The following is a 13,422-nucleotide window of genomic DNA, read 5'->3' as shown; positions in this document are numbered from 1 at the left end:
TGTCATCTATGCGGTGATGCGCGATCGGGTGCCATATGTGGAGCCGCCAGCGGACAATGTAGAAAAGTCACCTGCTACGGCTTGACAGAACTATAGGGACACTCCCCAGGTGCCTGCCTTGAGGTCAGGAAACTCCTCAACAGAATCCAGATGGTCCTGGTAGCTCGAGAGGATGAAGGAGACCTTGTTCACGTCGTCGCGGACGAGCTCTCCCCCATACACCATCCCGTGCATTGCATCGTCGGTCTCGAGCTCATCTGCACCAGCCATGCCCTTCCTGCCAGCATAGAGGCGAAGGACCGGACGGGCTGCCTCACGGAAGTTCCTGCTCGCGAAGAGGCCGTTGTTCGTCTCGAGGTAGAACTCGAGGCCTCTCCCCTCGAGCCATGAGACGATATGGCGGCACTGGTCGAGCGTGATGAGCTGGTGCATCACGACCTCGCCTGCATCTTCGACGTAGGCGCCATTGCCGCCGATCATCCCATCGAAGCCAATCTCGGTGAGTTCGGGAGGATTCTCTGCCTTCGAGCGGCCCGTGCACATATAGACGCGGTTGCCCTTTGCACGGGCCGCCTTGATGGCGCGTTTCGCAGATGCGGGAATCCTGTTCTCGTAGTCGGTTATCGTGCCATCGACGTCCAGAAAGACGACCTTGCCCGAAGACATGTCTCCTCCGAATTCCCTCTAGCCGAGATCTGCGCCGTTTGTGGCGATGACCTTCTTGTACCAGCCAAAGCTCTTCTTGCGGTAGCGCTTAAGGGTTCCTCTGCCCTCGTCGTCGCGGTCCACGTAGATGAAGCCATAGCGCTTCGACATCTGCCCGGAGCCGGCGCTCACCAGATCGATCGGCCCCCAGGTGGTATATCCCAGGACCGGCACGCCGTCCTCTTCGATCGTGTCGCGCAGCACCTGGATGTGCTGGCGGAGATAGTCGATGCGGTAGTCATCCTCGACCGTATAGGAGCCCTTGCCGTCAGGCACGAGCTCATCCTTGGCGCCAAGGCCATTCTCGACGACGAAGAGCGGCTTCTGGTAGCGGTCATAGAGCTCGTTCATCGTGATGCGGAAGCCCAGAGGATCGATGGCCCAACCCCACTGCGACTTCTCGAGGTAGGGATTCATGGCGCCAGCAAAGGCATTGCCCTGCGTGCGCGGTGCATCGGTCGTAGGAGCTGCCGAGCAGCGGGTCGAATAGTAGGAGAAGCTCACGAAATCGACCGTGTTCTCGGCGAGGATCTTCTTGTCTTCAGGGGTCATGCCGAGGTCGATGCCCTTGCGCTCGAGCATGAGCTTCACCCATGCAGGATAGGCGCCACGTGCCTGCACATCAATCAGCGACAGCTCATGCTGCGTGTCGAGCTGGGCTGCACGCACATCCTCCGGACGGCAGCTATAAGGATAGTAGGCACCAGCCGCCAGCATGCAGCCGACCTTGTTCCTGGGGTCGATCTCGTGGGCGATCTTCGTCGCCCAGGCAGAGGCGACAAGCTCGTGGTGCACGGCCTTCCACTCGACCGCTTCCTTGTCTTCCCCTTCCTCGAAGACGATGCCTGCACCCATCCAGGGCAGGTGGAAGATCATGTTGATCTCGTTGAACGTGAGCCAGTAGTGCACAAGGCCCTTGTAGCGCGTGAAGAGCGCCGTCACGAGATTCTTGTAGAAGCCGATGAGCTTGCGCGACCTCCAGCCACCATAGGCCTCGATCAGATGCATCGGGCAGTCGAAGTGCGTGATTGTCACGAGCGGCTCTATGCCATGCTCCTGGCAGCAGCGGAAGAGATCCTCATAGAACGCAAGGCCTTCCTCGTTCGGCTGCTCTTCATCCCCCTCAGGGAAGATCCTCGACCAGGCAATTGAGCAGCGGTACGTCTTGAAGCCCATCTCGGCGAAGAGGGCGATATCGTCGCGGTACGTGTGGTACATGTCGATGCCGGTCTGTGCCGGATAGTAGTGATCGGCATCGAAGCCATACATCTTCATCTCTCCGGAAACGACCTTGAAGCGGTCGGGGCCTGCCGGCGCCACATCGACGTTCGCAAGACCGCGTCCTCCCTCGTTCCAGCCACCCTCGCACTGGTTTGCTGCGGTCGCTCCGCCCCAGAGGAACCCTTCAGGAAATCCCATAGCACGCCTTCCCTTCTGACTGGCGCATGTCGAAGCATGTGCATCTCCACCACCTCCAGTATGTGCGATGCATCGGAACCTTCTGCATCTGATTCCTCCATCTGGCATCTCTTTTCGCTGGAAGCTCCCTGTCCAGGCGCTCAGATGACACGTTCTGACACTTTCCATGCGATGGCAGAAGGCAAGAGGCAGGCTGCGCACTATCGGGAATGGGCTGGCCATTGGGAGAGCTCAGAGATACCTTGCCAGAGCCTCGTGCTACAGTGGTCAGCATTGCATGCATAGGAAAGGAACCATCATGGGTGCAGGCATCGCAGTCATCGTCCTCGGCGTCATCATTGCCATCTGGCAGAGCTCGAAGCGGAAGAATGCCGAGGGCAAGATCGAGACGAAGCCAGAAGAGGAGGCCTGGCTCTCCCAGCAGGCACGCAAGGTGGTCGATGGGTACCGCGAGGAGAAGGCAACTGCAGAGGCGGAAGAGGCAGCAGCCGAAGCGGAGGACGAGGACTAGCCCTCTTCCAGAGGATCTTCTGTATTTTCGAGCGGAGCTTCTGCCTGAGAGGCAGCTGCCAGCTCTGAAGGCTTTTCAGCGATGCACTCGACTTCAGAGGCGTCCTGCGCCGCATCTTCAGCGTCTGCGTATGCATCTTCGCCGAGCGTGAGTGTGGCAAGCGTCTCCTCAACGGTACGTATGCACTCGTCGGTGTGCTTCATTACGTCCTTGCTCCAGAAGTGGATGATATGCCAGCCGCTCTCCGTGAGCTCGGCATCCACTTCCTGGTCGCGCTCCATGTTGCGCTTGATCTTCGGCAGCCAGTAATCTGGATGGTTCGAGTGCTTGAGCTGCTCCTCGAGGCTCTCATACTTCTTGCTCTCAAGCCCTCCGTAGAATCCCTTCCCATGGAAGAACTCCGAGTCCACGAAGATGCAGAGCCGGTATTTCGTCATAACGATATCAGGCGAGCCAGGAAGCTTCCGGAAGTTCTTGCGGTAGCGATAGCCCCTGTGCCAGAGCTCCTTCCTGAGCAGGACCTCTGGCTTCGTATCCTTCCCATGGATCTTGGACATGATCTTGCTCCGCACTTCAGGGGAGACCGTATCTGCCACAGATGCTCCCCTCGACGCGTGCAGGACACAGACCTAAAGCCTCAGGGCACGATTATAGCCAAGCCCCGTTGCCTGTCAGATCCTGGGCTCTAGCTCAGATAGAGGAGCTCCAGGAGCTTCGTGCCTGTCTGCGTCCTGAAGATATGGCGCTTCGCCTGCTCGGCTGCATGCCTTCTCGCTTCTGCATTGTCTGGTGCATCCTCGTAGATGTTCACGAGGAAGTCTGCCTCGACGAGGATCTGGTAGTCTGCGCCCTCGATATTCGCATACGTATGGTGATGGGCGATGAGCCAGCAGATGCGCTCAATGGCCTCAGGTGCATATTCTGCCTTCTCGAGAAGCGGTCGTGCTACGCCAGGCCCCAGCTCCTCCTGGTGCTTGCCGCCCGCATTTCCATAGATCCGCTCCGACTCATGGATGCCGGCATCATGCACGATAGCAGCAGCCTCGACGATGTAGCGGGTCCTCTCGTCCACACCTTCCGCCTCTGCGATATCGCGTGCGAACGTACGGACCTTCACGAAATGATGGATGCGCTTGGGATCGCCCTTGTCGTATTCTGCCATCGCAAGCTCGAGAGCTGCATGGCTCTTGGGTCCGAGTGCTTCTATATCTTCTGAAGACATATTGTCTCAGCCTTTCTGCCTGGGTTCTGGGAATCAGTCGAAGTCAGCCCTGCGCCGGAGCTTCTTGACCTGGCTTCGGCGTGCCTTTGCATCGAGCCTGCGTGCAATCGAAGCCTTTGTCGGCTTGGTTTTCTTGCGCTTCTTCGGCCTGCGCGCACGACGGACGAGCTCCTCATGTATCTTCTCGAGGCAGCGCTCCCTGTTCTGGAGCTGGCTTCTCGACTCGCGGCTCACGACTGTGATGCCGGTCGGGACATGGATCATGCGCACGGCAGAGTCTGCCGTGTTCACGCCCTGACCACCGGGGCCCGAGGCATGGAACGCCTCAGCATGGCACTGGCGGGCTAGCTCCTTGTCCGAAAGGCGTACAAAGCGCGCATATTCCTCATGGCTCAGATGTCCTTCCATGCTCATGCTCCGCCCCTCTCCCTCCGCCACAGCAGCGTTCTGGATGATACCCGCATGTACCTCCATGCCGCCGAAAACAGAAAGAACGTCGCTTTTCTGCAACATGTCTGCCGGCGACAGGGGCACGTCGGAAACGGACACATTCAGACGTCAGACAAGTGCTGAGGGAGCCGCACCAAGGTGCAGCTCCCTCATTTCCTAGAAGTCGGTATCCGGCCAGACGAAGTCGAAAGATCCCGCCTCTCCCCCGTCGATCAGGAGGTTCTGTCCTGTCATGAACCGGTTCGTGACTGCGACGAAGTAGATCCATTCCGCTATCTCTTGAGGGGTTGCCCAGCGCTTCAGGGGCGTGAGCTCCATGATGCGCGACCACAGCGTCTCGTCTTCCATCACAGGGAGATTGAGATCGGTCAGCACTCCTCCCGGGTCGATGCTGTTGCAGGTGGCCTGGGGCGCCACCCGCTGCGCCAGGTTCTTTGCATAGGCAAGGACGCCGCCCTTCGAGGCAGCATAGGCAGGAAACTCGGCACCCGTGTGTCCGCTCGAGGAGCCGACCAGCACGATCGCCTCGAGCTGCGGTGCTGCCTTCCTGTCCTTGAAGGCATAGGTCTCGCAGACATTGAGCGTGCCCTTGAGGTTCACGTCGATATCATCTTCGCTCGCCTGCACGCCGGCATTGCTCACAATCACATTGGGGGCAAGGCCCTTGGGCAGAAGATCGCGTCTTCTGACATCTGCGATGAGATGCGTGTAGCAGGGATGCTCGATCGTGGCAGGAGCGATATCGAGGCCACAGACCTCATGTCCCCGCTCGAGGAAGAGCTCGGCTGCTGCCCGTCCGATGCCCGAGGAGGTGCCGGTGATCAGCACCTTGAGCGAGCGTCCACCATGATCGAGGGGGAGGCTCCTTCTCTCAGGCATGCTGGGCCTCCAGCGTCTGGCGCACTTCGGGATGGAGCGCAAGATACTCTTCTCCCACACCGTCACGTTCCCAGCCCTTTACGACACGGAAGCCTACAGGCGAGAGGAACACCTCGCAGAGGAGCTCCATCACGGCACCGGTGAGCGAGCAGGCAATGACCTGTGTCCAGGTCCACCCGAAGAAGTTGTGGCTCACGATAGCGGCAAAGACGAAGTTGTCCACGAACTGGCCGATCAGGGTGCTGACATAGGAACGGATAGCGAAGCTCGCGAAGTTGTTCTTCCTGAGCTTCCTGCCGATGCTGACATTCAGGAACGAGTTTGCGATCGACGAGCAGACCATAGCGCAGGACGAGCCGAAGACCACATACCAGCTGCCAGCAAATGTCGCATTGAGCGCTGCGTTCACCTCGAGCGAACCGTAGCTGTAATAGGCACCCCACATGCCCGGCGTCAGGCTCATGAGCCAGAACAGGATGGATACCGCAAGATTCACGAGGAGCGCCAGGATGCTGACCGTCACAGAAGCCTTGGCGCCGAAGCGCTTGCAGATCATGTCCATGCAGAGGAAGCTCACCCAGCTCACGCAGAAGCCGCAGTCGAGCGCGAGGTACGGCAGCGAGATGAGCTCCTTGTTCGCAAGCAGGTTCATTACAACGACAGCGACCGTGAAGAGCGCAACCGTCGGGCTCGGAATGGAACGGAGCAGGACGCGGCAATCTTGAAGCGTTTTCTTGAGCATGAGATATCTCCCGGTTTTGGATTGGCAAGCAGGTTTCTACCTGGGACTGCTTGGAGGGCCGCTCTCGGCCGCAGAACATGGTAGCAAAGAGGGCTCTCTATCACACGGAACTCCAGAAAAAGGCCTGAAAGAGAATTGCCTGCACCAGAGCCTGAGCCTTCCGGCATCATCAGACAGAATGCAGGCTCGTATAGAATGGATGCGTCCACAACGCAAGAGAAAGGTTGAGCATGGATACAGAAGAGAAGATCGAAACGGCAGAGAACGTGCAGGCCGAAGCGGCTCCTGAGGACGCTGCTCCTGAGAAGACGGCAGAGGCCCCTTCGATCGAGCCCTTTGCCGAGGAGATCTCGTTCGATACATTTGCCGCATCCGATATGCGTGTCTGCAAGGTGCTTGCCTGCGAGGCCGTGAAGAAGAGCAAGAAGCTCCTGAGGTTCACGCTCGATGATGGATCCGGCACCGAAAGGCAGATCCTTTCCGGCATCCACGCCTACTACGAGCCAGAAGAGCTCGTCGGCAAGACCGTTGTCGCAATCGTGAACATCCCGCCGAGGAAGATGATGGGTCTCGACTCCTGCGGCATGCTGCTTTCTGCCGTCTATGAGGAGGATGACTCCGAGCACCTCTCCCTCCTCATGCTCGATGACAAGATCCCTGCAGGCGCAAAGCTCTGCTAGTTCCCAAGCTGGAGAAGCGCAATGAGACGTTTCCGCCATCTTTTGGGAGCCATGCTCTCCTGCATCCTTGCCCTCCTTCTGGCTCTGGGTACCTGGGCCTGCAGCACGCCAACTGCTGCACCCCAGGATGCTCAGGCCACCTCTTCAGCAGGCACGGTCCAGGTCGAGCATGGCTCTTCCTATACAAGCAAGGAGGAGGTTGCTGCCTACCTCCACGAGTACGGAGAGCTGCCGCCGAACTTCATCTCGAAGACAAAGGCGAAGAGGGCAGGCTGGGTTCCCTCGGAAGGAAATCTCGACGAGGTCTGCCCGGGCATGAGCATAGGTGGCTCTGTCTTCTACAACGACGACGGAAAGCTGCCAGACGCCGAGGGCAGGACCTGGCATGAATGCGATATCGACTACGATGGAGGCATGCGGGGGCCTGAGCGCATCGTCTGGTCGACCGACGGCCTCATCTACTACACGCCCGACCACTACGAGACCTTCGAGCAGCTCTACTGAGGAAGACCGATGAAGATCCGGATTTCAGAGGCAGACACGCTTGCCCCAGACGACGTCTGGGACCTTCTGTCTGAGAGCTTCGGCTTCCCCTCCTGGTTCGGCCGCAACTTTGCAGCGCTTTCTGACCTCCTCGAAGATGTGGCAGTTCCAGCCGAGCTCGAGATCGTCCTGGACAGCCAGGATGAAGACCTCGCCCGGCACCGTTTCTTTGCAGCGCTTGCCCAGGTTGCCTCGCGTGCTGCCGAGGAGAATCCGACCCTCCAGGTAGCGATATATACGGTCTGAGAGGAGTTTCTGCCATGATCGAAAAGCACGACATGTGGTATGCGCCGCACGAAGGCACAAGGACGCTCCACATCTGGCTTCCTGATGACTACTACGCAGACGGAAACGAGGAGCGCTATCCCGTCACATATTTCTTCGACGGGCAGAACCTCTTCTCTGACAATGAGGCAACCTACGGCACGAGCTGGGGCCTGGCAGATTTCCTCCGCAGCTGGGAGAAGCCGATGATTGTGGTCGGTCTCGAGTGCAGCCATGTCGGAAACGAGCGCCTCGACGAATACTGTCCCTGGAGCCTGAAGATCATGGACTTCGATGTCCATGGCATCGGCGAGAAGACGTTCCAGTGGATCATGAACGACATAAAGCCCTGGGTCGATGCGACCTATCGTACCTGGCCGCACCGCGAAGCGACTGCCATCGCAGGATCCAGCATGGGCGGCATCATGAGCGTCTACGGCGTCCTTGCCCACAACGATGTCTTCAGCAAGGCAGGCTGCATCTCTTCGGGCTGCCATTTCATGAACCGCTTCTTCGTGCCTCTTGCCAACATCTCAGACATCTCTTCTGATACACGGGCCTACTTCGCCTGGGCAGAGGGAGAGTCCGGCAAGATCTGGGGAGAGGATCTCCTCGAAGATTCGGATGAAGCCGCAGCCACGCAGGAGCTTGCCACAATCCTTCGCAATGAGGGAGCGGCAACCTCGCTCTGGTGCATTCCGGGAGGGCAGCACAACGAGGCAAGCTGGGCGACGCAGAACAGGCGCTGCTTCGATTTCCTGTGGTGTGCCCGCGAGGATGGACCAGACGAAGCCTGAGCAAGAACCTCAGACAGTCTATGCAGGAGGGAGCCAGGATGTTCAGCCCGTTTCGTGACGAGCAGGGGCATGAGAAGGCCCTGAGCGATGTGGCATGGGGAGACCTTGCCCAGCTCCAGGAGCTCGAGGAAGGCTTTGCCCTCGAGTTCAAGCAGACATTCGGCCCTTCAGTGCGCCGCAAGATCCCGAAGATCGTGGCCTCGTTCTCGAACTCCCATGGCGGATGGCTCATCATCGGCATTGCCGACGATTCCCGCGAAGTCTGTCCTTTGCCCAAAGGCTCTGCCGACTACTCCCAGATCATAGGCGAGCTCTGCCGCCACCATGTATCGCCGGCACCGCGCTTCGAGGTGCGCTTCCTTGCCAATCCCCAGAATCCAGAGACCGGCGTCGTGCTTGTCCGCATCGACGAGGGCGACTTCCCGCCCTATGTCGCCGACGGCATTGTCGAGATAAGGGAGGGCTCGACCTCAGGCCCTGCCGACTCGGCAGCGCTGGTCGATCTCTACGACAGAGCGATGAGGAGAAGGCAGGAAGTCGAGCGCTTCTGCAGGCGCACAGTCTTCTATCCGATGGCAGACGATGCAGCTGATGATGCAGCGCTCTTCGACCTCTATCTTTTCCATATGGGACCAGCGGCAGAAGATGTCCATGCCCGCACCCGCGTGAACGAGGGTGCTGCCTTCATGCAGGAAGCCTTTGCCCACAACGGCGTCGAGTGCCACATCCAGCATGCCCATGACAGCCTCATCTTCAGGAGCTCCCAGGCAGACGATATGGTCGTCCCCCACTCTGCCATCGAGCTCTTCCCTGACGCATCCATGAAGCTTTCGGTCCCTGCTGTCATGGTCCGCGGCAAGAAGCGAAAGAGTGCGCTCAAGACCCTGCGGGAAAAGACGGGCGCCTCGCTTCCTGATGATGTCCGCCTCATGGACGCATCGGCGGCACTCCAGCGCGTGACGAGGATGGCATCGCTCCTTGACCGCTTCGTGCGCCTTTCGGGCCTTTCCTGGCAGGAATATGCTGTAGCATACGAGCTCGAGCACATGGCAGGCGTGACGCTCTGGTCGAAGGATCCGACCTATCTCTCCTACGCAAAGACGCACGGCATCCTCTGGTGCGCAACGGCAGACTGCCTCTCGCGCGTCCGCTATCTCGATGACGGGGCACACGACACCTTCCGCGCCCGCCAGTTTGCCGGCAGCCACTTCTTCGAAGCCTGCGGACTTCCGCTTGGCTCGCCCGACTCGGAAGATGCTGCTCTCGTCCAGGCACTGCTCTCGACAAGCCAGGACGAGGAGATGCAAGAGCCCAAGGAAGAGTGAGCGCCTCGACGCTCGATTTCATGGAGAAGGAACGAAAGGCAGCGTTCGTTTAACAAGCCTGTAGCTATCGTGCGCTACCGTATCCCCCAAACTTCACAAGAGCAAGGAGCATGGCATGGAGCGCACGGCCCGAGAAGGCTACCTCAATATCCTGAAGCGCGAGCTCGTCTGCGCGCTTGGCTGCACCGAGCCGATAGCGGTCGCCTTTGTGGCGGCGCTGGCGCGTGATGCCCTGGGCACAGCTCCTGAGCATCTCTCCGTTGCCTGCTCTGGCAACATCATCAAGAATGTGAAGAGCGTGACCGTGCCGAACTCCGGCAACCAGCGTGGCATCGAGGCAGCAGCGACGCTCGGCTGCGTCGGCGGCAAGGCAGAGGCAGCACTCGAAGTCCTCGAAGGCGTCACGAAAGATGAGCAGGAGCGCACACGCGAGCTTGTCTCCTCCGGCTTCTGCGATGTATCCCTGGCAGAGGATGTGCCGAACCTCTATATCCGCGTCGTCGCAACAGGAGAAGGCCATGAGGGTGTGGCCTGCGTCTCGGGCAGGCATACGAATGTCGTCGAGCTCACACGTGATGGGAAGGCAGTCTCGGTCGACGGCGTCACGGTGCAGGAAGGTGCTGCGCAAGAGGACGCAGAAGCAGAGCCCGACCTTGCCTGCCTCTCGCTTGAAGGCATCTGGGAGTTTGCCCATACGGTCCCCATCGCCGATATCAAGGACATGATCGAGCGCCAGGTGACGCTCAATGAGGAGATCTCGAACGAAGGCCTCTCGGGCGACTGGGGCGCCCGCATCGGCAAGACCCTGCTCCTCACCCGTCCCGACGATATCTCCTGCCGTGCACGCGCTGCGGCAGCGGCAGGGTCGGACGCCCGCATGAGCGGCTGTCCCATGCCTGTCGTAATCAACTGCGGCTCGGGCAACCAGGGCATCACGTGCTCCTTGCCTGTCGCAGCATACGCACGCTTCCTCAAGGTCTCCCACGACGAGATGCTGCGTGCCGTCGCACTCTCCGACCTTACCGCCATCCATGCGAAGCGCTTCATCGGCGAGCTCTCTGCCTTCTGCGGCGCTGTGACCGCGGCAACCGGTGCTGGCGCTGCCATCTGCTATCTGAGGGGCGGCTCCTTCGGCCAGTACCAGGCAACGATTGCCAATACCCTTGCCAATGTGGGCGGCATCGTCTGCGATGGTGCCAAGCCGAGCTGCGCTGCCAAGATCGCCGCTGCGGTCGATGCCGCCATCCTCGGCTGCGACATGGCATTGGCGAATGTGGACTTCAATCCCGGCGAAGGCCTCATCGGCGAGACGACGGAAGAGACGATCCGCTCCATGGGATACGTCGGACGTGTCGGCATGCATCCCACCGACGTCGAGATCCTGAACATCATGATTGGAAAGACGGTCTGCCAGAACTCCTGAGGCTCACGCACCGCGGATGGCAGAGGCAAGGGCCTCCACGGCGAGCTTCGTGCCGTCCAGGCTGGGGTGCCTGCCATCGCGCCCGTAGAGCCTTGGGGCAAAGCCCTGTTTCCTGAAGGCCTCCCCGACCTCGGCCAGCACGAGACGATCCTTGTCTGCGATGCTGCGGCAGACAGAAGTGATTGCATCCTGCATGGAAGATGGAGCGAGGCCAAGCGCAGCAAGGCGCGGGCATCCTTCGCAGAATGCCCAGGTCTCGAAGAGGATAGGCACCCCTTTCTGTGCGCGCACCAGAGAGGCAAGCCTCTGCACGCTTCGTTCGAAGGATGCCGGCGATGCCACAGCTGCCGTGCTCATCTCCTGGAGCACCACGAAGGCATAGCCTCCTGCCTCGAGCGAGGCGAGCGTCTGGCTCCCAAGCTTCGTCTTCGGGTTCAGCTGCTCGGCGAGACGTGCCCCTCCCCGCGCGTGCACCTCGACCTCGCAGGAAAGCTCCTCGGCAAGAAGCTCTGGCAGGCCATTGGCCCGCGTGAAGCTGTTTCCGAGCATCAGGATGCGGAATGTATCGGAGCGATCCATAGACCTCATGCCTTCCCGAGAAGATGGACAGCGACCATCGGACTGCGCAATGCCCCTGCCAGCGCCATACCAGCACTCCTGTGCGCATGCCATGCGCTCCCACGTTGCGCCAGCATCCTGGCAGGCCTTCATGAGGGGCCTAAAAGCGGTCCCTATGCCTCCTTGGGCGCTTCCTCTTCCTCGTCTTCTGCTTCAAGCAGCGCTTTGGCCTCGTCGAGCGCGGCTCCCCGAGCAAGAGCACGCAGTGCAGCTATCTCGCGCCGGTAGCCAGAGAGCTCGTTGGGCGTCTCCAGAATCATCGGCAGATCCGAGATGCGCGGATTCGTCACGATGGCCTGGAAGGCAGCCAGGCCGAGCGTGCCCTGTCCGAGCTTTTCATGGCGGTCCTTGTGGGAGCCAAGAGGATTTTTCGAATCGTTCAGATGCAGCGCCTTCAGCCGATCGAGGCCAATCACCCGATTGAACTCGTCGAGGACTCCGTCGAGGTCTTCCGCTATCGGATATCCCGCGTCGTTCACATGGCAGGTATCGAGGCAGACGCCCATGAGCTCGTCGTGCTCGACGCCTTCGAGGATGCTCTCTATCTCCTCGAACGTGCGGCCCACTTCGGTCCCCTTTCCTGCCATGGTCTCGAGCAGCACGCAGGTCTTCTGGCCAGGCACGAGCACCTGATTGAGGCCGCAGACGATGAGACGGATGCCTTCATCTGCTCCCTGCTTCAGATGGTTGCCGGGATGGAAGTTGAGGTAGTTGCCGGGCAGCTCTTCCATGCGTTCGATATCGGAAGCGAAGGCCTCGCGCGTGTACGCCACGACATCCGGCTTCGCCGAGCACAGATTCATCGTATAGGGAGCGTGCGCGACGAGCTTTCCGAACTGGTGGCGCTCCATAAGATCGAGAAGTGCCTGCACATCTGCCGGATCGGGCACCTTGCCCTTGCCGCCTCGGGGATTCCTCGTAAAGAAGGCGAAGGTATTTGCGCCGATCTCGAGCGCGCACTTCCCCATCGCCTCAAAGCCTTTCGAAGTCGAGAGATGGCAGCCTACCGTGATGTCGCCCATGAATCCTGCACCTTCCTGTCCAGATGTATGCACAGCGATTCTATGCCCATGGGACACCAGCCCGCAAAAGAGCAGAAAGGCTGCAGATGCCCAGGCATTCCACCATACATAGCAAAGGCAGCCCGGAACGTCTGCCCGGACTGCCTCAAGCTGCATTGGATATGGCGGATGGACCTAGCGGCGCACCTCGCGTGCCGCGATACGTCCTGCCGCAAGAGCCGATGCCACAAGGCCTGCCTTCATCAGGTCGAAGACGACGAAGGGCTCGACACCTGCCGCGAATGCTGCAGCAGGAGAGAGCTGCGCGACAAGCGCCAGCTGTGCCCAGCCGGCAAGATAGACCACAGCGGTCATTGCAGCAACAGAAAGGAAGCAGGACACGGCCCAGGGAAGGCGCGTCTTCGAAAGCTGGGAGAGAAGATACGATCCTGCCCAGGCGCCGGCAACGAAGCCGAGAATGAAGCCTCCGGTGGGACCTGCCAGACGCCAGACGCCGCCAAGCCCGCCCGCAAAGACCGGAGCACCGAGCGCGCCTGCCGCGACATAGGCGCCGGCAGCAGATGCCGCCTCCTTCGGCTTCAGCGTCGCAGCGATGAAGCCAAGCGCCAGGATCTGGAGCGTGAACGGCACCGGCTCAAGCGGAATCGCGAGATTGGCGCTGAGCGCCAGAGCAAGAGCTCCCGCGCAGATGCGCAAAGCGCCTGCCTGCGCACTGCTGCCCTGCACCAGGCTGCGCAGCCGCGTGCTGGCAGGCGATTCCTCGAGGAGCATCCCGTTCGTTCTCTTTCGCATATCATTTCCTTTCGACACATCGGGCAAGGA

At 60.1% G+C, this 13,422-nt stretch carries 17 protein-coding genes; 7 read left to right on the top strand and 10 right to left on the bottom strand.

The genetic code is table 11. The features are described from left to right. Window positions 1-90: 90 nt before the first annotated feature. Together ABVS03_RS09905 and ABVS03_RS09900 are read right to left on the bottom strand one after the other, a co-directional pair. Window positions 91-666 (bottom strand): HAD hydrolase family protein, encoded by a 576-nt coding sequence (locus ABVS03_RS09905; protein WP_368018979.1) that lies wholly within the window; start codon window positions 664-666, stop codon window positions 91-93. Between the two features lie 18 nt (window positions 667-684). Beyond that, window positions 685-2,124 (bottom strand): 6-phospho-beta-glucosidase, encoded by a 1,440-nt coding sequence (locus ABVS03_RS09900; RefSeq protein ID WP_330972609.1) that lies wholly within the window; start codon window positions 2,122-2,124, stop codon window positions 685-687. Window positions 2,125-2,422: 298 nt separating this feature from the next. On the opposite strand from ABVS03_RS09900, the gene ABVS03_RS09895 reads away from it, so the two are divergent. Next, complete coding sequence (locus tag ABVS03_RS09895) at window positions 2,423-2,635, top strand: hypothetical protein (protein WP_330972608.1); 213 nt, start codon at window positions 2,423-2,425, stop codon at window positions 2,633-2,635. Here ABVS03_RS09895 and ABVS03_RS09890 read toward each other — a convergent pair. The 5 genes from ABVS03_RS09890 to ABVS03_RS09870 all read right to left on the bottom strand — a co-directional run bounded on the left by ABVS03_RS09890 (window position 2,632) and on the right by ABVS03_RS09870 (window position 5,928). Next, entirely contained in the window at window positions 2,632-3,231 is a 600-nt protein-coding gene (locus tag ABVS03_RS09890; protein WP_368018978.1) for a very short patch repair endonuclease, read from the bottom strand. The two genes, ABVS03_RS09895 and ABVS03_RS09890, sit on opposite strands and share 4 nt — an antisense overlap. Before the next feature lie 89 nt (window positions 3,232-3,320). After that, window positions 3,321-3,857, bottom strand: a complete 537-nt coding sequence (locus ABVS03_RS09885) for an HD domain-containing protein (RefSeq protein ID WP_368018977.1) — start codon at window positions 3,855-3,857, stop codon at window positions 3,321-3,323. Between the two features lie 33 nt (window positions 3,858-3,890). Then, the gene (locus tag ABVS03_RS09880; protein WP_368018976.1) at window positions 3,891-4,271 is read right to left on the bottom strand and encodes a peptide chain release factor-like protein; all 381 of its coding nucleotides are present in this window, start codon (window positions 4,269-4,271) and stop codon (window positions 3,891-3,893) included. Between the two features lie 192 nt (window positions 4,272-4,463). Continuing rightward, window positions 4,464-5,186 (bottom strand): SDR family oxidoreductase, encoded by a 723-nt coding sequence (locus ABVS03_RS09875; RefSeq protein ID WP_330972605.1) that lies wholly within the window; start codon window positions 5,184-5,186, stop codon window positions 4,464-4,466. Beyond that, complete coding sequence (locus ABVS03_RS09870) at window positions 5,179-5,928, bottom strand: VUT family protein (protein ID WP_330972604.1); 750 nt, start codon at window positions 5,926-5,928, stop codon at window positions 5,179-5,181. Before ABVS03_RS09870 ends, ABVS03_RS09875 begins: the two co-directional genes overlap by 8 nt. A 230-nt stretch (window positions 5,929-6,158) precedes the next feature. Between ABVS03_RS09870 and metG the strand changes: the two genes are divergently transcribed. From metG to ABVS03_RS09840, 6 genes are all read left to right on the top strand, one after another. Continuing rightward, the gene (metG, locus tag ABVS03_RS09865) at window positions 6,159-6,608 is read left to right on the top strand and encodes a methionine--tRNA ligase subunit beta (RefSeq protein ID WP_368018975.1); all 450 of its coding nucleotides are present in this window, start codon (window positions 6,159-6,161) and stop codon (window positions 6,606-6,608) included. Between the two features lie 21 nt (window positions 6,609-6,629). After that, complete coding sequence (locus ABVS03_RS09860; RefSeq protein ID WP_330972602.1) at window positions 6,630-7,112, top strand: ribonuclease domain-containing protein; 483 nt, start codon at window positions 6,630-6,632, stop codon at window positions 7,110-7,112. A 9-nt stretch (window positions 7,113-7,121) separates the two neighbouring features. Next, complete coding sequence (locus ABVS03_RS09855) at window positions 7,122-7,397, top strand: barstar family protein (RefSeq protein ID WP_330972601.1); 276 nt, start codon at window positions 7,122-7,124, stop codon at window positions 7,395-7,397. A 14-nt stretch (window positions 7,398-7,411) separates the two neighbouring features. Beyond that, the gene (locus tag ABVS03_RS09850; protein WP_330972600.1) at window positions 7,412-8,212 is read left to right on the top strand and encodes an alpha/beta hydrolase-fold protein; all 801 of its coding nucleotides are present in this window, start codon (window positions 7,412-7,414) and stop codon (window positions 8,210-8,212) included. Window positions 8,213-8,250: 38 nt separating this feature from the next. Continuing rightward, a complete protein-coding gene (locus ABVS03_RS09845) occupies window positions 8,251-9,537 on the top strand; it encodes an ATP-binding protein (protein WP_368018974.1) in 1,287 nt (428 codons plus the stop codon). A 115-nt stretch (window positions 9,538-9,652) separates the two neighbouring features. Beyond that, window positions 9,653-10,960, top strand: coding sequence for a serine dehydratase subunit alpha family protein (locus ABVS03_RS09840; RefSeq protein ID WP_368018973.1), 1,308 nt, complete (start codon window positions 9,653-9,655; stop codon window positions 10,958-10,960). 3 nt (window positions 10,961-10,963) lie between these two features. On the opposite strand, the gene ABVS03_RS09835 is transcribed toward ABVS03_RS09840, so the two are convergent. The 3 genes from ABVS03_RS09835 to ABVS03_RS09825 all read right to left on the bottom strand — a co-directional run bounded on the left by ABVS03_RS09835 (window position 10,964) and on the right by ABVS03_RS09825 (window position 13,392). Next, entirely contained in the window at window positions 10,964-11,539 is a 576-nt protein-coding gene (locus ABVS03_RS09835) for an SGNH/GDSL hydrolase family protein (protein WP_368018972.1), read from the bottom strand. 152 nt (window positions 11,540-11,691) lie between these two features. Then, window positions 11,692-12,600, bottom strand: coding sequence for a deoxyribonuclease IV (locus ABVS03_RS09830; RefSeq protein ID WP_368018971.1), 909 nt, complete (start codon window positions 12,598-12,600; stop codon window positions 11,692-11,694). Window positions 12,601-12,774: 174 nt separating this feature from the next. Continuing rightward, the gene (locus ABVS03_RS09825; protein ID WP_368018970.1) at window positions 12,775-13,392 is read right to left on the bottom strand and encodes a biotin transporter BioY; all 618 of its coding nucleotides are present in this window, start codon (window positions 13,390-13,392) and stop codon (window positions 12,775-12,777) included. Window positions 13,393-13,422 lie beyond the last annotated feature (30 nt).

This window comes from Olsenella sp. AGMB03486, from assembly GCF_040884255.1.
Lineage (GTDB): Bacteria > Actinomycetota > Coriobacteriia > Coriobacteriales > Atopobiaceae > Olsenella_L > Olsenella_L kribbiana.
The sequence above is the reverse complement of the archived record's forward strand: the minus strand, read 5'-3'. Positions and strand labels throughout refer to the sequence as shown.

Coding starts and splice junctions, on each gene's coding strand:
- ABVS03_RS09905 (WP_368018979.1), bottom strand. CDS start 666: ATGTCTTCGGGCAAGGTCGTCTTTCTGGACGTCGATGGCACGATAACC.
- ABVS03_RS09900 (WP_330972609.1), bottom strand. CDS start 2,124: ATGGGATTTCCTGAAGGGTTCCTCTGGGGCGGAGCGACCGCAGCAAAC.
- ABVS03_RS09895 (WP_330972608.1), top strand. CDS start 2,423: ATGGGTGCAGGCATCGCAGTCATCGTCCTCGGCGTCATCATTGCCATC.
- ABVS03_RS09885 (WP_368018977.1), bottom strand. CDS start 3,857: ATGTCTTCAGAAGATATAGAAGCACTCGGACCCAAGAGCCATGCAGCT.
- ABVS03_RS09880 (WP_368018976.1), bottom strand. CDS start 4,271: ATGAGCATGGAAGGACATCTGAGCCATGAGGAATATGCGCGCTTTGTA.
- ABVS03_RS09875 (WP_330972605.1), bottom strand. CDS start 5,186: ATGCCTGAGAGAAGGAGCCTCCCCCTCGATCATGGTGGACGCTCGCTC.
- ABVS03_RS09870 (WP_330972604.1), bottom strand. CDS start 5,928: ATGCTCAAGAAAACGCTTCAAGATTGCCGCGTCCTGCTCCGTTCCATT.
- metG (WP_368018975.1), top strand. CDS start 6,159: ATGGATACAGAAGAGAAGATCGAAACGGCAGAGAACGTGCAGGCCGAA.
- ABVS03_RS09860 (WP_330972602.1), top strand. CDS start 6,630: ATGAGACGTTTCCGCCATCTTTTGGGAGCCATGCTCTCCTGCATCCTT.
- ABVS03_RS09855 (WP_330972601.1), top strand. CDS start 7,122: ATGAAGATCCGGATTTCAGAGGCAGACACGCTTGCCCCAGACGACGTC.
- ABVS03_RS09850 (WP_330972600.1), top strand. CDS start 7,412: ATGATCGAAAAGCACGACATGTGGTATGCGCCGCACGAAGGCACAAGG.
- ABVS03_RS09845 (WP_368018974.1), top strand. CDS start 8,251: ATGTTCAGCCCGTTTCGTGACGAGCAGGGGCATGAGAAGGCCCTGAGC.
- ABVS03_RS09840 (WP_368018973.1), top strand. CDS start 9,653: ATGGAGCGCACGGCCCGAGAAGGCTACCTCAATATCCTGAAGCGCGAG.
- ABVS03_RS09835 (WP_368018972.1), bottom strand. CDS start 11,539: ATGGATCGCTCCGATACATTCCGCATCCTGATGCTCGGAAACAGCTTC.
- ABVS03_RS09830 (WP_368018971.1), bottom strand. CDS start 12,600: ATGGGCGACATCACGGTAGGCTGCCATCTCTCGACTTCGAAAGGCTTT.
- ABVS03_RS09825 (WP_368018970.1), bottom strand. CDS start 13,392: ATGCGAAAGAGAACGAACGGGATGCTCCTCGAGGAATCGCCTGCCAGC.